The 21,849-nt window shown below is 68.4% G+C and carries 25 protein-coding genes and 2 pseudogenes; 15 read left to right on the top strand and 12 right to left on the bottom strand.

Annotated features, from left to right (window positions below):
* Positions 1–1,038: 1,038 nt before the first annotated feature.
* Positions 1,039–1,206, bottom strand: coding sequence for a hypothetical protein (locus STRVI_RS54530; protein WP_251982686.1), 168 nt, complete (start codon positions 1,204–1,206; stop codon positions 1,039–1,041).
* Between the two features lie 184 nt (positions 1,207–1,390).
* On the opposite strand from STRVI_RS54530, the pseudogene STRVI_RS54525 reads away from it, so the two are divergent.
* Both STRVI_RS54525 and STRVI_RS54520 read left to right on the top strand, forming a co-directional pair.
* Positions 1,391–1,705 (top strand): annotated as a pseudogene (locus STRVI_RS54525) (tyrosine-type recombinase/integrase); the annotation flags it as partial.
* Positions 1,706–1,759: 54 nt separating this feature from the next.
* Positions 1,760–2,194 (top strand): hypothetical protein, encoded by a 435-nt coding sequence (locus tag STRVI_RS54520; protein ID WP_251983018.1) that lies wholly within the window; start codon positions 1,760–1,762, stop codon positions 2,192–2,194.
* A 238-nt stretch (positions 2,195–2,432) separates the two neighbouring features.
* On the opposite strand, the gene STRVI_RS20620 is transcribed toward STRVI_RS54520, so the two are convergent.
* The gene (locus tag STRVI_RS20620) at positions 2,433–3,425 is read right to left on the bottom strand and encodes an aldo/keto reductase (protein WP_014057602.1); all 993 of its coding nucleotides are present in this window, start codon (positions 3,423–3,425) and stop codon (positions 2,433–2,435) included.
* A 207-nt stretch (positions 3,426–3,632) separates the two neighbouring features.
* Between STRVI_RS20620 and STRVI_RS20615 the strand changes: the two genes are divergently transcribed.
* Positions 3,633–3,944, top strand: coding sequence for an Lrp/AsnC family transcriptional regulator (locus tag STRVI_RS20615; protein WP_050993704.1), 312 nt, complete (start codon positions 3,633–3,635; stop codon positions 3,942–3,944).
* A gap of 662 nt (positions 3,945–4,606) precedes the next feature.
* Here the strand turns inward: STRVI_RS20615 and STRVI_RS54515 are convergent.
* Positions 4,607–4,735 (bottom strand): LPFR motif small protein, encoded by a 129-nt coding sequence (locus STRVI_RS54515; protein WP_014057601.1) that lies wholly within the window; start codon positions 4,733–4,735, stop codon positions 4,607–4,609.
* Positions 4,736–4,774: 39 nt separating this feature from the next.
* Here STRVI_RS54515 and STRVI_RS54510 point away from each other — a divergent pair, with 39 nt between their 5' ends.
* The gene (locus STRVI_RS54510) at positions 4,775–5,710 is read left to right on the top strand and encodes an SDR family oxidoreductase (protein WP_251982685.1); all 936 of its coding nucleotides are present in this window, start codon (positions 4,775–4,777) and stop codon (positions 5,708–5,710) included.
* Between the two features lie 9 nt (positions 5,711–5,719).
* On the opposite strand, the gene STRVI_RS48100 is transcribed toward STRVI_RS54510, so the two are convergent.
* Entirely contained in the window at positions 5,720–5,926 is a 207-nt protein-coding gene (locus STRVI_RS48100) for a hypothetical protein (protein ID WP_078505779.1), read from the bottom strand.
* Between the two features lie 86 nt (positions 5,927–6,012).
* On the bottom strand, positions 6,013–6,357 hold the full coding sequence (locus STRVI_RS20600; RefSeq protein WP_043236215.1) for a helix-turn-helix transcriptional regulator: 345 nt from the start codon (positions 6,355–6,357) through the stop codon (positions 6,013–6,015).
* A gap of 170 nt (positions 6,358–6,527) precedes the next feature.
* Here STRVI_RS20600 and STRVI_RS20595 point away from each other — a divergent pair, with 170 nt between their 5' ends.
* Both STRVI_RS20595 and STRVI_RS55990 read left to right on the top strand, forming a co-directional pair.
* Complete coding sequence (locus STRVI_RS20595) at positions 6,528–7,295, top strand: anti-sigma factor antagonist (RefSeq protein ID WP_014057599.1); 768 nt, start codon at positions 6,528–6,530, stop codon at positions 7,293–7,295.
* A 722-nt stretch (positions 7,296–8,017) separates the two neighbouring features.
* Positions 8,018–8,380 (top strand): annotated as a pseudogene (locus tag STRVI_RS55990) (serine hydrolase domain-containing protein); the annotation flags it as partial.
* 131 nt (positions 8,381–8,511) lie between these two features.
* Here the strand turns inward: STRVI_RS55990 and STRVI_RS52775 are convergent.
* A complete protein-coding gene (locus STRVI_RS52775) occupies positions 8,512–8,754 on the bottom strand; it encodes a hypothetical protein (protein WP_043236214.1) in 243 nt (80 codons plus the stop codon).
* 24 nt (positions 8,755–8,778) lie between these two features.
* Complete coding sequence (locus STRVI_RS50015) at positions 8,779–9,381, bottom strand: pyridoxal-phosphate dependent enzyme (protein WP_208949153.1); 603 nt, start codon at positions 9,379–9,381, stop codon at positions 8,779–8,781.
* Positions 9,382–9,563: 182 nt separating this feature from the next.
* On the opposite strand from STRVI_RS50015, the gene STRVI_RS52770 reads away from it, so the two are divergent.
* Positions 9,564–9,800 (top strand): amidohydrolase family protein, encoded by a 237-nt coding sequence (locus STRVI_RS52770; protein ID WP_043236211.1) that lies wholly within the window; start codon positions 9,564–9,566, stop codon positions 9,798–9,800.
* Between the two features lie 69 nt (positions 9,801–9,869).
* On the opposite strand, the gene STRVI_RS20570 is transcribed toward STRVI_RS52770, so the two are convergent.
* The 3 genes from STRVI_RS20570 to STRVI_RS20560 are packed head-to-tail and all read right to left on the bottom strand — an operon-like array spanning position 9,870 to position 14,337.
* Complete coding sequence (locus tag STRVI_RS20570; protein WP_014057598.1) at positions 9,870–11,471, bottom strand: N-acyl-D-amino-acid deacylase family protein; 1,602 nt, start codon at positions 11,469–11,471, stop codon at positions 9,870–9,872.
* Positions 11,472–11,522: 51 nt separating this feature from the next.
* Complete coding sequence (locus tag STRVI_RS20565) at positions 11,523–12,941, bottom strand: Na+/H+ antiporter NhaC family protein (RefSeq protein WP_014057597.1); 1,419 nt, start codon at positions 12,939–12,941, stop codon at positions 11,523–11,525.
* Position 12,942: 1 nt separating this feature from the next.
* The gene (locus STRVI_RS20560; protein WP_014057596.1) at positions 12,943–14,337 is read right to left on the bottom strand and encodes a diaminopimelate decarboxylase; all 1,395 of its coding nucleotides are present in this window, start codon (positions 14,335–14,337) and stop codon (positions 12,943–12,945) included.
* Positions 14,338–14,485: 148 nt separating this feature from the next.
* On the opposite strand from STRVI_RS20560, the gene STRVI_RS20555 reads away from it, so the two are divergent.
* The 4 genes from STRVI_RS20555 to STRVI_RS48095 all read left to right on the top strand — a co-directional run bounded on the left by STRVI_RS20555 (position 14,486) and on the right by STRVI_RS48095 (position 17,950).
* Entirely contained in the window at positions 14,486–15,511 is a 1,026-nt protein-coding gene (locus tag STRVI_RS20555; protein WP_014057595.1) for an Lrp/AsnC family transcriptional regulator, read from the top strand.
* Between the two features lie 315 nt (positions 15,512–15,826).
* Positions 15,827–15,958: a hypothetical protein gene (locus STRVI_RS55595; protein ID WP_286012057.1), complete on the top strand. Its 132-nt coding sequence runs from the start codon at positions 15,827–15,829 to the stop codon at positions 15,956–15,958.
* A 463-nt stretch (positions 15,959–16,421) separates the two neighbouring features.
* Positions 16,422–16,988 (top strand): dihydrofolate reductase family protein, encoded by a 567-nt coding sequence (locus STRVI_RS20550; RefSeq protein WP_014057594.1) that lies wholly within the window; start codon positions 16,422–16,424, stop codon positions 16,986–16,988.
* A gap of 470 nt (positions 16,989–17,458) precedes the next feature.
* Positions 17,459–17,950 carry a nucleotidyltransferase domain-containing protein gene (locus tag STRVI_RS48095; RefSeq protein ID WP_167543210.1) on the top strand — a complete coding sequence of 164 codons (492 nt, stop codon included), beginning with the start codon at positions 17,459–17,461 and terminating at the stop codon, positions 17,948–17,950.
* On the opposite strand, the gene STRVI_RS20545 is transcribed toward STRVI_RS48095, so the two are convergent.
* Positions 17,911–18,741: a TniQ family protein gene (locus STRVI_RS20545; protein WP_014057592.1), complete on the bottom strand. Its 831-nt coding sequence runs from the start codon at positions 18,739–18,741 to the stop codon at positions 17,911–17,913. The genes STRVI_RS48095 and STRVI_RS20545 overlap by 40 nt on opposite strands.
* Positions 18,742–18,808: 67 nt before the next feature.
* Here STRVI_RS20545 and STRVI_RS20540 point away from each other — a divergent pair, with 67 nt between their 5' ends.
* The 3 genes from STRVI_RS20540 to STRVI_RS20535 are packed head-to-tail and all read left to right on the top strand — an operon-like array spanning position 18,809 to position 20,183.
* Positions 18,809–19,627: a tyrosine-type recombinase/integrase gene (locus tag STRVI_RS20540; protein ID WP_251982683.1), complete on the top strand. Its 819-nt coding sequence runs from the start codon at positions 18,809–18,811 to the stop codon at positions 19,625–19,627.
* Positions 19,627–19,872: a tyrosine-type recombinase/integrase gene (locus STRVI_RS54500; protein WP_251982682.1), complete on the top strand. Its 246-nt coding sequence runs from the start codon at positions 19,627–19,629 to the stop codon at positions 19,870–19,872. The genes STRVI_RS20540 and STRVI_RS54500 overlap by 1 nt, the downstream gene beginning before the upstream one ends.
* Positions 19,869–20,183: a helix-turn-helix domain-containing protein gene (locus STRVI_RS20535; protein ID WP_014057591.1), complete on the top strand. Its 315-nt coding sequence runs from the start codon at positions 19,869–19,871 to the stop codon at positions 20,181–20,183. Before STRVI_RS54500 ends, STRVI_RS20535 begins: the two co-directional genes overlap by 4 nt.
* A 595-nt stretch (positions 20,184–20,778) precedes the next feature.
* Here STRVI_RS20535 and STRVI_RS53520 read toward each other — a convergent pair.
* Positions 20,779–21,009 (bottom strand): hypothetical protein, encoded by a 231-nt coding sequence (locus STRVI_RS53520; protein WP_208949152.1) that lies wholly within the window; start codon positions 21,007–21,009, stop codon positions 20,779–20,781.
* Between STRVI_RS53520 and STRVI_RS54495 the strand changes: the two genes are divergently transcribed.
* Positions 20,987–21,829, top strand: a complete 843-nt coding sequence (locus STRVI_RS54495) for a hypothetical protein (RefSeq protein WP_251982681.1) — start codon at positions 20,987–20,989, stop codon at positions 21,827–21,829. The two genes, STRVI_RS53520 and STRVI_RS54495, sit on opposite strands and share 23 nt — an antisense overlap.
* The last annotated feature ends 20 nt before the right edge of the window (positions 21,830–21,849 follow it).

The following is a 21,849-nucleotide window of genomic DNA, read 5'->3' as shown; positions in this document are numbered from 1 at the left end:
CAGCACCTGAGCCAGGTCCCGGGCGAGACCTGGCAGGAGCGGTGGGAGGCCAGCGGATTCAACCTGGGCGGCAACCCCGTGTCGGTCCTGCGATCGGCTCCCAGAGAGAGAAGCCAGATCGGCACCGGCGCTGCCTGCCTGCTGTGTCTGCGGATCATCCAGCCCTCACTGGAGGCATTCCGGTCGAACACCTTCCTCTACTACGGGCAGCGCTTCCTCGCCGCCCAGAACGACCCGCTGCTGGAGAAGTTCTGGGCTGAGACGCAGGCCACGCCGGTGAACCCGATTCACCACGGGACCGCGCTGTTCGACATCGCGGTCGCCCTCACCACGCAGGGCATCGCCCTGGCCAACCTGACCCCCGAGGCTTTCCTGCACTACGCGTGGGAGTGGCGCCGTCAAGGACTGGTCCTGGGGGCACGCGGAGCCGGCAGCCGGTTCCCCGGCCACCTGGCCTGGCAAGTGCTCCACACGATGGACCACTTCCCCTCCCATGGGCCGGCGACGCTGAAGGCGGCCCTGCTCAACGGGCGGTCGACGGTCAAAGAACTGGTCGACCGCTACAAGATCCGCAATACCGGGGTTCGGCACCTGCTCGTCGCCTACCTGGAACGACGCAAGCCCGAACTGGACTATTCGACGCTGGACAACCTGTCCCGCCACCTGGCCAACAACTTCTGGGCTACCATCGAGCAACTCGCCCCCAGCCAGCCCGACCTGCGCATCGACGGCGAGCTCTACCAGCGGTGGCGGGACCGGGTCGCGATTCGCGTGGACGGCAAGGGGCAGCGCGACTTCGACCCCATCCTGCGGGCAGTACGCGCCTTCTACGCCGATCTGCAGGCGTGGGCAGCAGCGGAGCCCGACCAGTGGGCGATCTGGGTGGCGCCCTGTCCGATCTCCGACGCCGAGGTCCGCGGTTATGGGATCCGCAAACGACGCGTCAAGGAACGCATGGACGACCGCACCAGGCAACGTCAACCGCTGTTGAACACTCTCCTGGAACACCTGGAGAACCGGTACGGCCACCTCCGTGACCTACTCGCGCAGGCCGCGGACATGGCCGGCGGGCAGACCGTCACGCTGGAGGGTCACACCTATCAGCGCCTGTGGAGCAGGGTGGATGAACGCCGCGTCCGGCTCGGAGGGCTGGCGAACGTCCGCGTCCTCGATCTGGAGAGCGGCAAGCACATCAATGTCACGCATGCCGAGGACGCCGCCTTCTGGGAGTGGGCGATCGTTGAGGTCCTGCGGCATTCAGGCGTGCGCATAGAGGAGGCCCTGGAACTCACCCATCTCAGCATCCGGGCAGTATCAACGGCCCAACAGCGAGGTCATCGCCTTGCTGGTGGTCGCTCCCTCGAAGAGCGACCGGGAACGCGTCATCCCCATGTCCGCCGAGCTGTTCGCCGTCGTCGCGGCCATCGTCCGCCGCCACACCACCGGCGGCCAGACCATCCCTCTGCTGCCTCGTTACGACCCGAAGGAACGGCAGAGCAGCGCACCCATGCCGTTCTTGTTCCAACGCAAGATCGGCACCAAGCACGAGGTCATGTCAGATACCACCGTGGTGAACATGCTGAAGCGCCACTGCGTCGAGCTCGCCGAACAACACCCTGGCTTCCTTGCGACCAGCTTCACCCCGCACGATTTTCGCCGACTCCTGGCCACGGAGCTGGTGAACAGCGGGCTTCCGATCCACATCGGAGCAGCCCTACTCGGACATTTGAATCTTCAAACGACTCGTGGATACGTCGCCGTGTTCAACGAGGACGTCGTCCGGCACTACCAGGGATTTCTCGACCGGCGCCGCCAGGCCAGGCCAACCGATGAGTACCGGCCGGTCACCGAATCCGAATGGCCCGGCTCCGAGGAGCACTTCGACCAGCGCAAAGTCGAGCTGGGAGGATGCGCCCGCCCCTACTCGACACCTTGCCAGCATGAGCACGCCTGTCTGAGATGTCCCATGATCAACATCAATCCGAAGATGCTGTCCCGCCTCGACGAGATTGAAGTCGACCTTCTGGCCCGCCGGGCCCGAGCCGAAGCAGAGGGGTGGCTCGGTGAGATCGAAGGGATCGACCTCACCCTGTCCTTCCTGTGCCAGAAGCGAGACCAGACCCGTCGGCTCGCCAGGGTCGCGCCGGTCGACCTCGGCATACCCGGCATCGCGCCGCGTTCAGCGGCCAGGTGATCGGTTGACGACACCCCAGCTGAGCGTCGGCGTGCTCGCGGTGGGCGCGGACGGGTACCGGGCGCTGGTCTCCTACGGCGAGATCGCCCCGGGCTCCGGCAACCGGGGCGATCCTGGCCGTCGAGCAGGACGGGGCACCGCTGGCCCGACCCCGGCTGGTCGTGACCGGCGAGGTCACCGGTGGGCGCGACGTCAACGACGTCGTCGAGCTGGACGTCGTGCGCGTCGAGCCCACCGGCTAACCCCGAGCGACCTCAGCGGTGTGCGCAGGGGTGTAGCGCTCGCCCATCACCTGGTCGCTCAGCGGGTCCAGCGCGGCCAGTGCCTCGGCGTCCAGGGTGAGCTCCAGCGCGGCCGCGTTCTGCTCCAGCCGGGCCGGGCTGCGGGTGCCCGGAATGGTCGCCACCGCCACCCCGAGCCGCTCGGCCTGGGCGTACACCCAGGCCAGCGCCACCTGGGCCGGGGTGGCACCCAGCCGGTCGGCCACCTCGCGCACGGTCTGCGCGATCTTCTCGTTGGCCTCGCCCGCCTCGCCGGCGAAGCGGGGGTTGGTGCGCCGGAAGTCCTTCTCGCCCAGCGTGGAGCGGTCCAGGCTGCCGGTCAGGAACCCCCGCCCCAGCGGCGAGTACGGCACCAACCCGACCCCCAGCTCGGCCATCACCGGGGTGACCGCCTCGACGTCGCGGGTCCACAGCGAGTACTCGCTCTGCACCGCGGTGATCGGGTGCACCGCGTGCGCCCGGCGCAGCAACTCGCCGTCGACCTCGGACAGGCCCAGATGGCGGACCTTGCCCGCCTCGACCAGCTCGGCCATCGCCCCGACGGTCTCCTCGATCTCCACGTCCTGGGGCGGGCGGTGGGCGTAGTACAGGTCGATCACCTCGACGCCCAGCCGCAGCAGCGAGGCGTCGCAGGCGCGCAGCACGTAGTCCCGGGCACCGCGGATGCGGCGTGCCCGGTCGCCGGCGCTGCGGTCGATGCCGAACTTGGTGGCTAGCTGCACCTGGTCCCGGCGGCCGTGGATGGCCCGGCCCACCAGCACCTCGTTGTGCCCGGTGCCATAGGCGTCGGCGGTGTCCAGGAACGTGATGCCCAGCTCCAGGGCCCGGTTGATGGTGGCCAGGCCGCCGTCCCAGTCGGCGGCGCCGTAGCTCTCGCTCATCCCCATGCACCCCAGGCCCATCGCGCTGACGGTGAGACCGGGCGAGCCGAGCGTGGTTCGGGTGATCATGCGCGGATACTCCTCCTGCCCGGCGGACCGGGCGGTACCTCGAGGGCTGACGAACGCCTCCGACGCTAGGACCTGGAGCGCGCTCGAAGTCAAGCCGGAGGACCGGCCCCCGCCGGCGGGTCAGGCGCGGCGGGGGCGGGGGCGGGTGAAACGGTCCACCGGCAACCGGTCGCCATAGGGCTGTCCTCCGGGGCACTGCACATCGCGGTGGACCTCGCGCCGGCCCAGTTCGGCTTTCACGCCACCGCATACCTCTGGCTCACCGTCACCCCGGGCGATCTCGATGCGACCGGCACCGCACTATCGCTGCCTCCCGAGACCACGTTCACGGCCGCTGTCACCGGCGCGGCCAATCTGCTGGTCACTGTCACCTGCAGGGACACCGAGGACCTGTACACCTTCATCACTACCAAGGTCGGCGTGCTCCCCGCCGTGCGCCAAGTCGAAGTCGTGCCGGTTCTGCATCGCCTCAAGCAGGCCGGGACCAGAGTCCATAACGGACGTCTGGTACTGGATTAGACCGTCCACGCTCGTCCCCGTCAGGCACGGTGGAGTGCCGGCGCTGCCCGGCGCACCCTGTCGATCACCTGGGAGTTTGGGTCGTTCTGGCCGTAGCCGTGACAGGACGCTGCGGAAGCTCCTGAACAGATCTCCTCGGCGTGCCGTCTTGCTTGGTGCAGAGAAGCTAGCTGTGGTTCTTCGGGGTCGAGTGGGACCGCGCGACACGTGAGGACGCCCGGGACTTGATGCTGTGGACGAAGCTGGCGGACAAGTCGGCACGCGTCCACTGGCGCCACCGCGGCAGGGACCCCGCCGAGATACCCCAGCCCGCCCGGACCGGCAGGCCAGCACCGGGAACGCCGAACCCGGTGACCGGCAAGCCCCCGAGCAGCCTCACGGCCAACGGGCCGGGCCCCACTCCCTGACGGAAACTCCCTGACGGAAACTCCCCCACTGCGCCCACTTTCCGAGGATCCGGGCATCCAAGAAATCGCCTGGCACTACTCGCTGATGCGCCTCACGGGCCCCGGAGGCACCACGCTCCCCAGCGGAGTAATCGTGACGATGCCGACCGTCAAAAAGGCCGCGCTTTCCGCCCACCGCGCCGCCGTCCGGCTTTTACCGGCAACGCCGATGACCTCCTCACGGCCAGGTACGGCTGGCGACAATTGCGTGCGGGTTCAGTGACGGCCGTGCGCGGTGTCCGATGCTCCGCCGAAGAGCCGAGCCACAGCCCGGAAAGGCAGCGTGACGACGGTGGCGATGGCCCCACCGATGGCCCGGATGACATCTGCAATCGCCCTGAACATAAGTACGAACCTCCATTGGGCCGCCGTGGCGAAGCCCTGGTGGCAACTGCCGCGGTATGGCCGCTCATCAAGCGCGTTCCCGATCATCAGGTGAGGAAACTGTGTCTCGCCGGGCGCTTCGAACAGATATGGCGGACAGCCGCTGACCCGCTATGGCGACACCCGATTCAGGGATCTAGTGTTGAAGTGTCTTGGCCGCAGTTTCGCTACGATACGCGCGAACTGGTCGGCTACCGATCCGGACTGGAGATCGTCAAGCCCCGCTGGGCCGGAAGGGAGGCCTTTGGCTCCATGGCGGATGGTTTGTGCGTGCCGCCATCGGGCACCCAGGGCATTCGGTTTCTCTTATCTGCCTTCGGCTCGATCGACATCCTCGTCAACACTGCCGCCTTCCAGATGGCACAGTCCCAGGGTCTGGAAGACATCACCACCGAGCAGTTCGACCGCGTGATGCGCACGAATCTGTACGGTATGTTCCGGCTCTGCAAGATGTCCCTGCCGCATATCCCGGAAGGCGGCAGCATCATCAACACCACATCGGTGCAGGCGTACAAGCCCAGCGCTCATCTGCTCGACTACGCAACGACCAAGGGCGCCATCGCGACCTTCACCCAGGGCCTCGCGGGGGACCTGGCGGAGCGCGGCATCCGTGTGAACGCCGTGGCCCCGGGCCCCGTGTGGACACCTCTGATCCCCGCCACCTTGCCCGACACCTCGAGGTTCGGCGAGCAAAGCCCTTTTCGGCGCCCGGCCCAGCCCGCCGAGATGGCACCCGCGTGCGTCTTCTTTGCCCCACAGCAGGCCAGCTATGTCACCGCCGAGATCCTCAACGCCACTGGCGGCACATCCCTGCCCTGGCATCGTCCGCCTGGCACGGTCGTTCCCTCGCCCAGCCCCTCCTCGGGTTGGAGGGCCCCATGCCCATGCGGCCATTTCCCCGCTCACGCTCGGCATTCACCGGCCGCACGGACGTGAGTGCCCCGATCACTCGCGCACGGCGTCGCGGGCCGATTTGTCCCGCCGCAGCCCCTGGTAGCGGGGGTGGCGCAGGCGTCCGTCGCGGGTCCGCTCGGTGAAGGCGATCTCGGCGACCGGTTCGGACCGAACCGCCTCAGTCGAACGCCACCTGCTCCGCTCCCCTGCGCGGGATGCGCACGCGTCATGCCGTGGTGGCGAGGCCCGGCGACGCAGCCGTCACCCGCCCCGGATCCTGCGAGAGGTTCCATCGTGCACGCCTTCGTCTTCAAGACGAAGGCGAATGGCCGCCAGATGCCGGGTCAGCGCCCCTCATGCGACTCGGCGGCGAGGGTGGTTACGTGCCCGGCCTCCTGGTGCGCCAGGAGTGACAGCAGGTCTGCGACAGTGGCGCCGACATCTGCCGGATGACGCAGAGGCGTGTCGGGCGCGATGCGGTAGACATTCGACCGGCCCTGCCGGACGTGGGTGAGGTATCCGCCCTCTTCGAGGTCGGCGATGATCTTCTGCACGGCGCGTTCAGTGAGCTGGCAGCGGGCGGCGATGTCGCGGACACGGATCGTGTGATCTTCAAAGATCGCGATCAGCACCCGGGCATGGTTAGTCAAGAACGTCCAGCCTGCATGCGGTTCCGGTGTTCGGTTCATGTCCCCACGATACGGCGTCTGGTTCGCGCATACAAAAACAGGAACTACATTTCACGTAATGGTTGACGTGAAGCAGAGTTATGGTGATCCTGGGAGCACAGAGACGACGGTATGCACCGGGAGCCCCCATGTCCCCTCACACGACCCTTGCCCGAGACGAGGGGCCCTGCATGGAGTGCGTCACCGCTCTACAGGAATTGCAGCCGCCGGTGCCCGTGACACTGAATGTCGACGCGGTCGGCGACCGGCTCATCGTGACAGCGTCCGGCGAGTTCGACCTGGAGAGCGGTCAGGTACTGCAGCAGACGCTGAGCGATGCACTGGACCACGCTGTGGGCGGCCTGGAACTGGATCTCGCAGGAGTCGAGTTCTGCGACTGCTCCGCCCTCAACGTTCTGCTGCGCGTGCGCCACCGCGCCCTCCAGGCATCCAAGAGCTTCATCCTGTGTGCCACCAGCCCGGCCGTGGCCCGCCTGCTCGCCCTGACCAGCACCCTTCCACTCTTCACCGCCGGAGAGGGGACAGCCGAACATCTGGCCTCCTCATCCCATCCCACGTACGCCGAGGCGGGAGATCCGCCCGATTGCGCCGGTGAGGAAGATGTGGTCGCAGCCGTACAGCACACGCCGTCCTCGGAACGGCTGCCACGGATAGCAAAATCATCCGGCGACGATCAAGCGGCCGAGAACACCCAACTGCGTCGGGCCATGCAGACCCGACCAACGATCGATATGGCGCGCGGCATCCTCATGGCATCGTTCCAGCTGACCAGCCAGCAGTCCTGGCAGGTACTGGTGACCGCCTCCCAGCACAGCAACATCAAAGTGCGCCTGATCGCCGACGCACTCATGCAGACCTTCAACGGCCAAGCCCTGCCCGAACCCCTCGCCGATCACCTGGCTGCTGCGGTACAGGCACACGGCACCCCGGCCCAGTAGACAGCGCGCCCAAGTCCCACTGAATCCTCTTCCTCGGCGATAGGCAACGTCCGGGAACACCATCACCTCCCGACGCCCGTGCAACGACTGATGACCGGCCTCGAGGGTTGGAGCCGACGTATCGGCTGCCCACGGCTGACACCGGCTCTGCCAGCCGCTGTCGTTGGGCAATGAGGGTGGTTCCCATCGGGATCGCGGCCATAGACGCTCACCAACCAATAGGGCGCTCCGTCCGCCACGTCGGCTCCGTCCGCGTCAACACAAGGTGTTGGCTGCCTGGACATCACTGAGGGAGCGTCGCGCGACGCCACCGAAGCCGGCGCCGCTGGTCGTGTCGCTCCAGCTCTCATAAGCGACGCCCAAGGCGAGTGTCCAGTTCGGCGAGGCGGTCAGGGTAAAGCGGTTGCCCGCGGGCGGACTGCTGCGGACTGCTGCGGACTGCTGCGGACTGCTGCGGACTGCTGACGATCATCACCGATGGCTGGTGAACTTTCTGCTGCGAGGGGGTCTGCGGTGACGATCGTGACGAGGGCTGACGGCTTCGATCCAGCTTGCCTGGAGGAGGCCGTTTCCCGAGCGGCAGAGGGAAAGGGTTCTCCGGCACGGTCCGCGTCACGCGGCACGGGGAGCCGGTATTCACCCGCGCGTTCGGGATGGCGTCACGGCGATGATCCATACCGAACACGTGCGACACGCGCTTCCGCGTGGCGTCGGTGTCCACGATGTTCACAGCGGTGGCCGTCCTGCAGCTCGTCGAGCGAAAACAGGTCCGCCTGGACAAAGCGCTGGTGGACTTCGTGAGAGACCACATGCCCCAGCTCGATCCGCGTGTCACGGTCCGCCACGCCCTGACAATGACAGCGGGCATCGGCGACTGGTTCGAAGAGGGCAGCGACGACTGGCAGGCCGAATGGGCTGTCCTGACCTCCTCCCACCCGCTCTACCTGCTGCGGGGCAACAAGGACTACCTGCCCCTGTTCGCCAACAAGCAACCCCACTTCCCTCCCGGGGAGCGTCATCTCTACAACGGCGCCGGCTACATCCTGCTCGGCCTGCTCATCGAAGCGGTGACCGGCCGCTCCTTCGAAGAGGTCGTCGCCGACGACGTCTACGCCCGTGCCGGAATGAGCACGGCAGGATTCCCGGCCCTGGACGACTTGGGGCACTCCAGCTCCGCACCGATCCTCTGCTTCCCCATCAGGTCCTTCCGCCAGCCCTACGCCTCGGACCGCCGCCCCAACAGCATCGCCACCAAACGATCCACAATGCCCGGGGCGACCTCATTGAGCTTCGCACTCACCGCCATGCCTGGCCGATTCGCCGTGAGATCGTCCTCTGGACGCAGAGAGCCCCGGCCGTCGTCAGCCACCGCAGCATCCGACGCGGTCGGCGACGGTGTGCCAGCCAGGTACGACGCCAGAACCTCGAGAACGGCATCCCGGTACTCCTCGACCAGCACATTCAACTTCCCCGGCGAGCAGTTCTACATCGCCCACCAGCCGCACCACGGCATCGCCAACGCCCGACCGCTACGCCCATCGCCCACGCCGATCGACGATCGCGACGTGTTAACCCGCCGCGACATACGCCGCCGCGACCACCTCGGCAGCCTCCTTCGCGAATACCAACATGCGGCACGACCTGCACGGATGAGGTATTCGGCAGGGACACGGCGCAGGACGGCCAGCGGGCGCGCACCGGCCGCCGGGCCGGAGATGGCGTCCATGAGGCCGCCGGGCGGGTGGGGGTTGGCGCACACGTGGCCGGTCGCCAGGGACCGGGCCATCTTGTCGAAGCCCGCCGGTTCGACGATGTGGTGCGTCATGCCGGGGAACGCGTGGTGGAGCGCGGTGATCACACCGGAGGCCAGCCCGCCGCCACTGCAGTTCACCAGGACCACATCCGGGGTCAGGCCCAGCTCGCGCGCCTGCTCGGCGACCTCCAGGCCGACGGTGCCCTGCCCGGCCATGACCCTGACGTCGTCGAAGGGCGGGATCAGCGTCATGCCGCGGTCCTGAAGGATCTTCCGGGCGACCTCTTCCCGGTCCTCGGTGAGCGGGTCGTACAGGACCTCTCGGCGCCCCATCAGCGGCAGTTGTCGACCTTGATGCGCGGGGCGTCATGCGGCATGACGATGACCGCGGGACAGCCGGCGAGCCGAGCCGCCGCGGCCACATCCTGCCCCCGCCATTTCGGCTCCGTCGCCCGTGTCCTGGGCGAGTACACGCGCGGCAGCCGGGTGCTAACGCCCCCCGAGCCGTCCGTAAGATGACCGCGCTCCCGGCCGCCCGCGATGGTGTGACCGATCGCGGCACCGTTGAGGAGGGCAAGGTGGCGGACCTCACCGTCTTCGACCCCACGACGATCTCCGACACGGCCACCTACGACGCGCCGCAGTCCTACGCCCACGGCACTCACCACGTCCTGGTCAACGGCCGCGTCGTGCTCCAGGACGGAGCCTTCTCCGGCGACCGGCCGGGCAGGGTGCTGTGGAAGGAATCGTGAGCACGGGCGCCGAGCGAACGGTGTCCGGATGAGTTTGCCCGGGACGTAGCCGCCTGGCCGCCTTCGACATCACCGTCGCGCGGCCGCCTTGCGAAGCATCGTGCCGGGGCGGTGCGCGGTGAAGGCACCATCGCGCAGTACGGGGCGGCCGTTGACGAGGACGTGGCGGGTGCCCTCGGCGTAGGAGAGCGGTGCGTCGTATGTGGCGGTGTCGCTGACCGTCTTGGGATCAAAGACGGTGAGGTCGGCGACCATGCCTTCGCTCACGGTGCCCCGGTCGGTGAGGCCCAGGCGGGCTGCGGGCAGTGCGCTCATCTTGCGGACGGCGTCCTGGAGGGTGAGGATCTGGCGGTCGCGGGTGTACCGGGCGAGGACCCGGGCGAACGTGCCGAAGTGACGGGGGTGGGGGTGGCCGTCGGTGGCCGTGTCCAGTTCCCAGCCGTCGCTGACGACTGCGCTCAGGGGATGGCGCAGCACCGTGTCCACATCCGCTTCGGACATGGCGTGGTTGACGATCCAGACCTGAGCCTGGTGGGCACGCAGAACGTCGAGGGATGCCTCGGCTGGGTCGCGGCCGGTGGCGACGGCGATGTCCTGGACCGTGCCTCCCACCCATGAGGAGTAGCGGCCCGGTGGCATCGCTGCGATGACGGTGCCTTCGGGCAGGAAGGTGTGTCCGGTCTTCGCCCGGAGTTCCGCGGCGATCGCCTCGCGGGTCTTCGGCTTGTCCAGTCGGGCGAGGAGCGCGTCGAGGCCGCCGTCCAGCGCCCAGTCGGGAAGGCGGGAGGTGAGTCGCGTAGAGGATGCGGCGTAGGGGTAGACGTCGCACGCCACGTCCAGTCCTTCCGCGGCGGCGGACTCGATGAGGGCCAGCGCCTCGTGCACCTTGCCGTGGTTGGCGGGACCCATCGCCTTGAGGTGCGAGACCTGGAGGCGCACGCCGCTGCGCCGGGCGGTGTCCAGGGCTTCGGTCACGGCTTCGATGAGATGGTCGCCCTCGTCGCGGATATGGGTGCTGTAGAGCAGCCCGGCCCGCCGGGCCTCGGTGGCCAGGGTCACGACCTCGTCCGTACCGGCGAACGATCCGGGGGCATAGATGAGCCCGGTGGACAGGCCGAACACTCCCTGTTCGGCGGCTCGGGCGAGGAGTCCACACATGTGGGCGGTCTCGTCGGCCGTCGCGGGGCGCAGTTCTGTGCCGACCGCGGCGATGCGGAGGGCCGAGTGGCCGACGAGGGCGGCGAGATTGACGCACGGTTCGGCTTGCTCCACTGCGTGGGCGAAGCCGTCGAAGTCTTCCCAGGGCATCTCGGCGCTGCTACTGCCGCCGCGGGCGAGCGTAGTGTCCAGCGCGTGGCGCCGTTCCGGGGTGATGGGGAAGGGGGAACTGCCGCAGTTGCCCGTGACGATGGTGGTGACGCCTTGTCTGATGCACGCTTCGGCGCTGGGCGCGTCGCGCACGGTGAAGTCGGCGTGCGAGTGCAGGTCGATGAAGCCGGGCGCGAGGACGTGGCCGGTGCAGTCGAGCACCTCCCGCGCGGTGGCGTTGGGCGCGGCCCGGCCGAGGAGGACGATCCGGTCGCCGCGAATGCCGACATCGGCCCGCCGGGCGGGGCCGCCGGTGCCGTCGATGACGGTGCCGCCGACGGCGAGTACATCGAATTCGTACAACTTTGTTCCTTAGCGGTGGAATGCGGTGCGGGTACCTGAGAGTCCAGCCGGTCAGAGGAGCAGGGCGAGGATGAGGGCGTACATGGCCGCTGCCGGGATGAGGAGCGTCCAGCCCACCGTGAGCAGCGTCCTCAGCCGGGTGCCTTCGGCGAAGCCGAGAGCGGCCATCATGTTCGCGTTGGGGTAGGGGCCGTAGGTGTCGGCCTTCGATCCCCACAGGTAGGTCACCGCCCAGGCGGCGGGCGTGAGGCCGATGCTGGTGCCGAGCGGTCCGAAGACCTTGTTGAGCAACACCACGTGCGCGGCAGTGGCCCCCGGGACGCCGAACCAGCCCAGGAGCGCCACGGCGATCGCGAAGGGCAGCGGGGCCAGGCCGTGCAGCTGGGGGCCGAAGCGGTCCAGGAGAACGTCGTAGGGCTGGAGTTCGTTGACCGCCAGGAAGAACGCGGCGAGCATCCAGAACAGCAGGAACGTCTCGACCATGCGTGCCGCGCCCCGGCAGAACGCGTCGATGGTGTCCTTGACGGACAGTCCACCTGCGGCGGCGGTGAGCGCGGCCATGGTGGGCAGGGCCAGCAGCGGGAACGCGGTCCCGGACTTACTGGCGGTGGCATACCCGACGGAGACCCCGAGCCCCACCGCGAACGCCCAGGTGGCGCGCACACCACGGGCTCCGGACGGCTCGTCGCCCGCGCCCGTGTCGATGTCCTCGTAGAAGTCGTCGCCGGCGGCCGCGGAGCGGCGCTGGACGCGTGGGACGATGACGAGCGAGAGGGCCAGGGACAGGGCGGCGAGCGGGCCCGCGCCGACGAGTACGTACGTGCCGTAGTCCAGGCCGGAGGCGTCGAGGATGGCGATGTTGGATCCGGCGAAGGGGGCGAGGGCCAGCCCCGCGCAGCCGCCGAGGAACATGACGGTCGCGGTCGTGGAGCGGGTGAGACCCGCGCGGGCCATCACGGGGACGACGATCGGGGCCGCGATGGCCAGCGCTCCGGCGAGGGTGCCCAGGGCGAATGTGAGGACCAGGCAGGACATCATCACACCGATGTGGATGGCGAGTTGGCTCTCCCGGCGGGCCATGCGCAGGATCCCGTGGACCAGGATGCCGGCCGCGCCGGTCTGCCGCAGCACCTCGCCCAGACCGGCGCCGAGCAGGCAGATGAGCCCGATGAGGGTGACGGTATCGCCGAGCGAGGTGCCGAGGAGGGTGCCGACGTCGGTGAGTGAACGGTGGACGAGGAGGAGCGCGGCCAGCAGGGAGACCACGGTGGCCAGCAGAAGGTTCATGCCGCACAGCGAGAGCACCGCGTACATGCCGATTGGGAGCAGGCCCCAGATCGTCGGCGCGTGGATGACGAAGCCGAGTATCAGCGCGGCGATCAGTCCCGCGACGGCGATGGCGTAGGGCGCGGCGGCTTTGACCGCGGGCATACGGCGGACGGCCGTCGCGGGCTCTTCGGTCAGTGTCACGTCAGTCTCCTGTCGGTACGAGCCGCGCGTGGGCCGCGTCGCTGTCCGCCTCGCTGAAGCTGAAGAGGAGCGCGTCCGCCTGGTCGACGCCGCTTTCGGCCAGGATCTCGGCGAGGGTCTGCTCCCGTCGGACCGTGGCGAACCGCAGGTCCGGTCCGTGTGTGGTGAAGCCGTGCACGGCGGGCCGGGCGAGGCTGTTGTACGACCAGGGGGTGGAGAAGTAGTAGCCGCCGGTGTCCAGCAGCACCACGATGTCGCCGGGTGCCAGCTCGGGCAGCGTGCGTTCGCGGGCGACGAGGTCGCCGGCGAAGCAGCACGGGCCCGCGACGTCCTGAACGCGCTCGGGAGCGTGCTTGGGCCGGCCGTCGCGGTCGTACACAGCGATCCGCAGCGGCCACGCATCCGGCATGAAGACGGTGCGGGTGGCGATGTGCGCGCCCGCGTGCGTCAGTGCGATACGGCGGCCACCGGTGTCCTTGGTGTACTCCACGACCGCGGCCGTGAAGCCGTTCTTGGCGACCAGAGAACGGCCGAACTCGGTGACCAGGTCGTAGCGTCCGGTGAGGAGTCCGGGAACCGCGGCGCGCAGCTGCCGGACGTAAGTCTCGTACGTCGGGCGGATCTCGTCGTCGTCGAAGTTGACCGGCAGGCCGCCGCCGATGTCCAGACTGGTCACCTGCTGCCGTCCCGCCGCCGCGTTGATCTCCTCGGCGAGTTCGAACGTGGCGCGCACCCCTTCGCCGATCAGGTCCAGGGAGCATCCCTGCGAACCGACGTGTACGTGCAGCCGGGTCAGCCAGGGCCGCTCGGTAAACGTGTCGAGGACGCGCTGCCGTGCCCCGGGATCCCGCAGTGGCACGCCGAACTTCGAACTGGGCGAGGCGGTGCTCATCGCGTCGATGGCTCCGGCGCCGACCTGCGGGTTGATCCTCAGCCCGAGCACCGAACTGCTCTCGTGCACCGCGAGCAGGTCACCGATGCGGTCCACCTCGGCGAAGTTGTCGGCGTTCACCGCCACTCCCAGGGCGAGCGCGTGGGCCAGTTCTGCGGGGGTCTTCGCCGGTGAGTCCAGCACGATGCGTTCCGGCGGGAAGCCGGCAGCGACGGCCTGGGCCAGCTCGCCGGGGCTGGCGACCTCGCACCCCATGCCGGACCGGGCGAGCAGCCGCAGCACGGGGACCAGTGACGCGGCCTTGGCCGCGAACGTGTGCAGTACCGGCGCGTCGCCGAAGGCCCGGTGCAGGTCGCGCACGGACTCCTGGACCCCGTCCGCGTCGACGAACCCTGACACCACCTGGGCCGGGCCGACCAGACCGGACCGCACCGCCTCGCGTACGACCCGGTCGCGCCGCTGCCGGCCGGGGCCGCCGTCCTGGTCGGATCTGGCATTCCTCACGATCTGTGACCTCCTCGATTACACCGAGCGTGTACGGACCACCAGCATCGGCAGACCGCGCGGAGCGGCCGCCGATACGCAGCATTCCGTCACGACAGCCTGGTAAATCGGCACTGTCCACCACACGCACACTGTGATAAGCAGAGGCATGCCGCACGAATCCGTCGACGAGAAGGATCTGGAGCTGATCAACGCGCTCCAGCTCACTCCTCGCGCCTCCTGGGCCCAGTTGGGCCGGGCCCTCGCGCTCGACCCCGTGACAGTGGCGCGTCGTTGGCAGCGGCTGACCGAAGCCGGGCTGGCGTGGGTCACCTGTGTGGTCGGCCCCTCCCTGCACAGCGAGTTCTGCATGGCGTACATCGAAATCGAGTGTGTGCCCGACCGGTTGGACGACACGGCCACCGCGTTGAGTGCCGAGCCCCAGGTGCGCTACGTCCACCACCTCACAGGCTTGTACGGGCTGCTGGCCGTGGCGGCGTTGCGGACACCCGCGGAGGTGTCGGGCTACCTGCGCGGCTTGGTCGGGCGGCTGCCCGGTGTCCGGGCGTACCGGGCCGAGATGCGGACCGTGGGCTACAGCGAGCCGAGCCGGTGGCGGCTGCGCAGCCTTGAACGGACACAGCAACGCGCGCTGGAAGCGGACCGCGCACCGTCCGCGACGGTGGGCGGTGCTCGGGTGGACGCCGTGGACCGGGAGCTGTACCGCCTGCTGCACGAGGACGGCCGTATGTCCTACGCCGAGCTCACCGAACGCGCCGGGATCAGCGAGCCCACCGCGCGCCGCCGCGTGAAGCGCCTGCTGGCCCACCGGTTGCTCCGGCTGCGTTGTGAGATGGCACAGTCCCTGTCGGGCTGGCCGGACTCGGCCGTCCTGTGGGCGAGCGTGGCACCGCAGCACCTGGAGGCAACGGCGCGCTCGCTCACCGCCGTCCCTGACGTACGCCTGTGCTGTGCCCTCACCGGAGAGCGGAACCTCCTGCTGATGGTCTGGCTACGGTCGCTCGGAGATCTGCCGCGGCTGGAGGCGACGATCACTGAGCGCTCTCGTCACCTCACCATCGTGGATCGGGCCGCCTGCCTGCACACCGTGAAACAGATGGGCCGGCTACTCGACAGCGAGGGGCGCAGTATCGGGCATGTGCCACCCGATGTGGAGGTGTTCCCGAACATCTGAGGCAATCATCCCGCAGTGGGCGGAATCCCGGTACCGGGCTGGGGCGCAGGCGGAGGCATCCGCTCCAGCTTCGGTTCGACGGCCAGGGCGGTACATCTGGATCACGGGTCCGAACGCCGGACACCGCCACCGCTGGGCGGCTACACGCTCACGCACAGTTCTCCGGCGATGACCGTGTTCTTCCCACTCCGACCGAGGGGCCGAAGTGGGCGACCGCCGAGGTGACCAGCCTGCTCGCGCCTGGGGACGCCTGCCGTTGGCACCCGGCCGCAGCCGTTCCTCCAAGGCGGCCGGGGCCCGCTTGCCCTCGCGGCCGTGGAAGACAGCGTCCGGGCTGGTCAGGAAGACCAGGTCAGCACCGACGTACTGGGCGTGACCGGCCGCCCGCCGCGCACTTTCACCGGATTCGTCCACCAGCATGCGCAGGAGTGGGCGGTGATGCCGTAAGCCCTCGCGGCTGGCTGTAGCGGCGACGGGCGACTCACCGCCCTGTCCCTTGGGCCGGAGAAGGGCCACCGCCCATAAGGAAGGGACATCCGAAATGCGAACCTACATGTGGTTCTCCGGTCAGTGTCAGCACTGCCATCGCCATGACACAGCGGCGGAGAAGATGACACGGAAACAGAGAACCTACAGGCAGCTTGTAGGGTCTCGCCGCTCGTGACATGTCGATCTTGCGTGACCTGGGCGTTCTTGGCTGTCTCACGGCCTTGTCACCCATGATCAGTCTCAAATCCGTGGCATTTCCTCGCAAGCGCGAGGTTGAGATCAGGCGGCTTGCCCGAGTCGGCCGAGTACACCAGCTGAGCCCCGAGCACGAGGACTACCGGCGAGCCCAGATCGCGCACCGATGAGTTTCCCGCGCCGCGCTGGTCTATACGCCGGACACCCACGGACGGAAGGCTGGGCCATGCGGAAACTGATCTACGGCATGAACCTGACCCTGGACGGCTACATCGCCGCGGCCGGCGACAACATCGGCTGGAGCGGACCGCCGAGCGACGAGCTGTTCCAGTGGTGGCTCGACCACGAGCAGGAGAGCGGCCTGTCGCTGTATGGGCGCAAGCTGTGGGAGACGATGAGTTCCTACTGGCCGACCGGCGACCAGCAGCCCAACGCCACCCCGGCGGAGATCGAGTTCGCGCGGAACTGGCGGGACACGCCGAAGGTGGTGTTCTCCTCGACGATCGACAAGGTCGACTGGAACACCCGCCTGGTCACCGGCGACGCGATCGCCGAGATCACCCGGCTCAAGGCCGAGGACGGCGGCCCAATGAACATTGGCGGCGCAGCGCTCGCCGGGGCGGCCATGCGCGCCGGGCTGATCGACGAGTACGCGATCGCCGCCCATCCGGTCCTGGTGGGCGGCGGCACGCCGTTCTTCACCGCGCTGGACAGCTGGGTGAACCTGAACCTGGTGGAGACGCGGACGTTTCCCGGCGGCGTGGTCCTGACCAGGTACGAGACGAGGCGCTGAGCAGCAGCACCCACGCGCTAGGGACTGTCTCGAAGTGATTTGCGTAGCGGTGCGGGTAGCAGAACCTCAGCGCTCCCATCGCTAGCCCGACCACCGCTCCTCAAGGAGGCGCTTCGCGCCGCTGTGCCGCCCGAGCCACCCAAACGAGTGAAGCCTGTCCCATCTCATTAGATCTTGCAGAGATGGGGCTGTTGACCTGCAGGGTGACAGGTTGGAGTGGGATTCGTGACAGGTCTGGCAGGTGGTCTCAGCTGCCGGTTCACGGATTCCGGGGACGCGTCTCGTCGATCATGTCGAGGCCGGTGGGCCTTGGGCTGGGCTGCGTCAGGATGCTGAGACGCTGGTCTCCAGCGTTCTCATTGAAGTTGGCCGTTTCCTGGTTGGCACGGGAGGCAGGTTCTGACCGTCTTGGCCGCAGTTGAGGAATTCGTTCGCTGTCCGAGGTGATCGCTTCTAGCCTGCGTCGCGTGATGACAGCTGAAGACGTGTTCTCTGTCCTGACTCTGCTGCGACGGGCAGAGGTAGATGTCTGGATCGGTGGAGGATGGGGGATCGACGCTCTGATCGGCGCACAGACCCGAGACCATCGCGACTTGGACCTGATGCATCGGCAAGAGCAGGAAGCTGCTGTGGTGGCAGCTCTCTCTGAGGCGGGTTTCGCGGAGAGCCTGAGTTGGAGGCCCATCCGATTCGTCGTCACGGCACCGGACGGCCGAGAGATCGACCTTCATCCCCTCGTCTTTGGAGGCGACGGCTCGGCGACCCAGGCGTCCCCCGAACCGGAACGTCCTTTCATCTATCCCTCCTCATGCTTCGTGACGGGCACTGTCAAGGGGACGACTGTCCCGTGTCTGTCAGCCGAGCAGCAGGTCTACTTCCATCAGGGATACGCGCCCACGGACCGCGATCGGCACGACATGGCTCAACTCCACCGAATCTTCGGGATCACCACCCACTTCTGAGGAACGATGCCAAGCCGCCGCGCCGCTTCGGCGGGCAGGTGGCTGTGGTCTCGCCAGTGCGAGGAGGCGAACAGGCCGGTGAGTACGACGGCTTCGGGATAGGTGACCAGCTCGATCCGGGCGTCGGACGCGCGGTAGGGATCACCGAAGGGGTCCTCGCCCAGCACGTCGAGTCGGCGGTCCCACCGCTGCCGAAGCGACGGGCCGCCGGTTTCGGACGCGAACCACTTGAGTGCGCGGTCGCGTGCGTCGGCGTAGGCCAGGTCGGTGGAGGGGGGTGTGCCGCGGCGGACAATCCGCTGATGCCGGCGGTTGGCGCGAAGCACTTCGGGCAGCCTCGTCAGATCGTGCTGTTCGTCCCCGAGGAGCCAGCGGTGATGGCGATGGCAGACGCCTTGGTGGGGTGGGGTGCTGCGGACGACGAGGCCGCGGATGTGGCGGCGGGCCATGCAGAGCCGGCAGGCGGGACGCCGTCGGGGCTCGGTGACCTCCTCGGTGACCGAGCGGGGAAGTCGCAGACTGGGGTCACCGATCGCGCCGAGCGGTGGCATCGCGTGGACCAGCAAGGACGCACTTCGACCGGTCAGAACGGCGAGCCGGGACAGTGTGGCGGGGGTCCAGTAGCCGACTCGGTTGTCGACCCGGCGGTGCTGTCGCGACGGGCCGATCAGGGACGAGAGGTGTCCGATGGTGAGGTGGTTGGCGTCGGCGAGCCGGTTCAGGTAGGAGCCGATCGTCTCGCCGTGAACGGGCGGCGGCGTGAGCGGTAGCGCCCGCAGCCGGGTGGTCACGCGGTCCGTTTCTCGATGCGGGTCCGGCGGTGCTGCCTTGATCGGTCAGGTGCGAGGAAGTGTGCCGGTGACATCCCAGTTGCGGGTGATCGAGGGTGGTGCCGTCCTGCTGGAGCCGGTGACCGCCGATCCGTGGGAGTTCCAGGCCGAGTGTGTCGAGGCGTTCGTCGCCTCGTGGCGGGCCCGTGGGTTCAGCCCGGTGACGGTCGAGAACGACATCGGGCTGCTGGAACGGACGCTGAACGCGCTGGGCCGGCCCGCGTGGGACGTGACGCCGGAGGACATCGACCGCGTCGTCGGCGACCTGGCCCTCGCCGGGCGGGCGGCATCGACCCGACGCGAGTATGTGCAGATCTTCAAGGGCTTCCACCGGTTCCTGCAGGTCCGCAAGGCCGTTGAGATTGAAGCGGGATTCGGTGTCCGTCTGGTTTGCCCAGTGGACGAGTTCAACGCCTCGCGGCATGTCGGAGACGACTCCCCAGCCCAGTTGCCGCCCCCGACCCCGGAACGGGTGGCGGAGTTCTTCGACTTCCTCAAGGCCCGGATCGCCACCGCCCGGAAGTACGGACCCGCGGCCCGAGACTATGCGATGTTCCGGACCCCTTATCACGCCGGCCTGCGCTCGGAAGAAGCCCCCCTGCTGGACCGTCCCGACGCCCACTTCTCGCGGGGTCCGTTCGGACAACTCCACGTGCGATTCGGCAAAGGCGCCCGCACCTCCGGCCCCAGGCCCCGCTGGGTGCCCATGCTGGACGGCCTCAACCTCGTCCTCCGATGGTTCCTCGACGACGTGCGAGGCAAGTTCCCCAACTCGCCGGTGCTGTTCGCGGACGAGTCCGGCGGCAGCCTACGCCGTGGGACGACCGCAACCGCCTGCGGTATCTGATGGAACTCGAAGGACGGCCGGCCACCGACCGGTTCAGCCCGCATGCCCTTCGGCGAGCCTGCGCGACCCACAACTACGAACGCGGCGTGGACCTCCTGGCGATCCAGCAACTCCTCGGCCACTGGACGGTCAGCTCGACCATGAGATACGTCCGGCCGTCCGCGACGTTCATCGAGGACGCCTATCGCCGCGCGGTGACCACCACACTGGGCGAACTCACTGCCGAGGAAGGCAGCCCTGCATGAAGATCCGATGGCGCCTGCGCATGGCTGCCGCCCAGCGTGAGGTCTGGACTGGTACTCAGCTGCAGCGGCTTCTGGCCGAACGGGCCGGCCTGCAGATGTCCTCCGCGTCGGTGTCCGCGCTGTTCACCAAGGAGCCCTCCCAGGTGCAGATGTCCACCCTGATCGCGTTGTGCACCGCGCTGGAATGCACTCCCAACGAGCTCTTCGAGGTCGACACGACCCCCGTCGAGCGCCCTGCCGCCCCGCCACGGCCAGTCCCTGACCTGCCCAAGGCGGCCTCCGCCTGCGGCCGTTCGATGCCGCCGCTCTGACCGGGTGGCGTCGTGGGCGTCAAACAGAGCGACTGCATCGGCTGCGGGGCCCCGGTCGGTTTCATCGACCGGCGCTACTGCTGTCGCTGCACCGCCCGGCAGAAAGAAGCGGCGGCCAGGGCTGCTTGCCCCCGCTGCGGCCTGCAGCGCGTCCTCCAGGAGGACACCGGCCGGTGCATCACCTGCTCACGCGTGTGCACCGCCTGCGGTCACCCGGTCAGAGACAAGACAGCGACGTTATGCCGGGACTGCTCACGCAAGGGCTGAACGCGAAGCCGCCAAGGCGCCCTGCCCTCGGTGCAATCGGCCCGGCTATCTGCGCGAGGACACTGGCTGGTGCGGGCATTGCTCACGTCCCCGCCAGACCAAGCAGCCGGCCCGGGCCTGCCGCGCATGCGGCCAAGTGCGACGGCATTCGGGGCTGGGACTGTGCTCAGCCTGCTGGCAGCGTCACCCCGACCGGCCCTTCGTCCGGACCGAGAGCCTGATAGCCGAACTCGCAGAACCCCCGGACTGGCTGCGGGACTTCGCCGTCGATCTCGCCGCCAAGTACTGCGTCAGCCGTGCCTGCACGATGATCACCTCCCTGGGACGACTACTCCTGGATGACCACCCCAACCACCCGCAGGCTCTGCTCGAACGCTCTCGTCGTTCCGGACGCTCGATGGGCTCCCTCGCTCGCGCACTGGAATCCTTCTTCACCGGTCACGGCATGGCCATGGCCACCGACCAGGCCGAGCGGCTCGCCGCCGGACGCCGACAGCGCCGCATCGATGCCGTCCCCCGAGACCCTGCGGCCGTCGGTGGACGCCTTTGCCGCCTTCATGATGGGCTCGCGCGAGAGGGCACGCCGTGCAGGAACACGGCCTCGAAGCGATGCGACCGTCGAGGCGGCACTGGCCATCATGCGTGACCTGGCCCGCTTCCTCACGGGCGAACGCGGCAAGCAGGACTGGGCGCTGACCGACGTTAACGACGCCGAAGCCTTCCTCGCCGACTCGCCCAAGGCCCGAAAACGCCGGCTGGTGGTGCTCGGACAGTTCTTCCGCTTCGCTCGCACGCGGAAGATCGTGCTGGTGGATCCCACCCGCGGTCTGTCCTCCCGAGGACCGAGCGGCTTCGCCGGGGCGACGCTGACACTTGATCAGCAACGCGTCCTTTTCCGTCGCTGGACCACCGGTCCGGCCGTCCACCCGCACGAGGCCCTGCTGGGTATGCTCGCGCTGTTGCACGGCGCCTCAAGTCGCGAGGTCAAGATGTTGCAGGGCGATGATCTGGATCTGCGGGCATGGACCGCCCGGCTCGGCGACCGTCCGCATCCGGTCCCCTTGGACCCGGCGTCATGGGCAGTGCTGGAGCGCTGTCTGGCTCACCGCGCAGCTCAGCGGACCGACGATCCCCACGTCATGGTCACCCGCCAGACGAAATCCGGCCGGGGACCGGCGTCCACCGCCTATCTCAGCCACGTTCTGGATGCCTGCGGCTTTCCGCCCCGCATGATCCGCTGCACTCGCCTGCTCGACCTGGTCAACACCATGGACCCCAAACTCGTCGCCACCGCCTTCGGCATGGACCCCGAAGCCACCATGATCTACCTCGCCGACCGCGTCGATCCCGGCCGCCTGCCCAGCTCGGAATCACGGTGACGGCGGGCGACCGGCTGACC

Source organism: Streptomyces violaceusniger Tu 4113 (genome assembly GCF_000147815.2).
Taxonomy (GTDB): domain Bacteria; phylum Actinomycetota; class Actinomycetes; order Streptomycetales; family Streptomycetaceae; genus Streptomyces; species Streptomyces violaceusniger_A.
Note: the sequence above shows the minus strand (reverse complement) of the source record. Positions and strands in the feature narration are given on the sequence as shown.

Bases quoted from the DNA above. Each gene is read 5' to 3' on its own strand.
- STRVI_RS20595 (WP_014057599.1), top strand. From the start codon at position 6,528: ATGGAGTGCGTCACCGCTCTACAGGAATTGCAGCCGCCGGTGCCCGTG.
- STRVI_RS48095 (WP_167543210.1), top strand. From the start codon at position 17,459: ATGACAGCTGAAGACGTGTTCTCTGTCCTGACTCTGCTGCGACGGGCA.
- STRVI_RS20620 (WP_014057602.1), bottom strand. From the start codon at position 3,425: ATGATCACCCGAACCACGCTCGGCTCGCCCGGTCTCACCGTCAGCGCG.
- STRVI_RS54500 (WP_251982682.1), top strand. From the start codon at position 19,627: ATGGAACTCGAAGGACGGCCGGCCACCGACCGGTTCAGCCCGCATGCC.
- STRVI_RS20535 (WP_014057591.1), top strand. From the start codon at position 19,869: ATGAAGATCCGATGGCGCCTGCGCATGGCTGCCGCCCAGCGTGAGGTC.
- STRVI_RS20555 (WP_014057595.1), top strand. From the start codon at position 14,486: ATGCCGCACGAATCCGTCGACGAGAAGGATCTGGAGCTGATCAACGCG.
- STRVI_RS52770 (WP_043236211.1), top strand. From the start codon at position 9,564: ATGACCGCGCTCCCGGCCGCCCGCGATGGTGTGACCGATCGCGGCACC.
- STRVI_RS54515 (WP_014057601.1), bottom strand. From the start codon at position 4,735: ATGTTCAGGGCGATTGCAGATGTCATCCGGGCCATCGGTGGGGCCATC.
- STRVI_RS54530 (WP_251982686.1), bottom strand. From the start codon at position 1,206: ATGCGTGACATTGATGTGCTTGCCGCTCTCCAGATCGAGGACGCGGAC.
- STRVI_RS53520 (WP_208949152.1), bottom strand. From the start codon at position 21,009: ATGAAGGCGGCAAAGGCGTCCACCGACGGCCGCAGGGTCTCGGGGGAC.
- STRVI_RS50015 (WP_208949153.1), bottom strand. From the start codon at position 9,381: ATGGGGCGCCGAGAGGTCCTGTACGACCCGCTCACCGAGGACCGGGAA.
- STRVI_RS20600 (WP_043236215.1), bottom strand. From the start codon at position 6,357: ATGAACCGAACACCGGAACCGCATGCAGGCTGGACGTTCTTGACTAAC.
- STRVI_RS20550 (WP_014057594.1), top strand. From the start codon at position 16,422: ATGCGGAAACTGATCTACGGCATGAACCTGACCCTGGACGGCTACATC.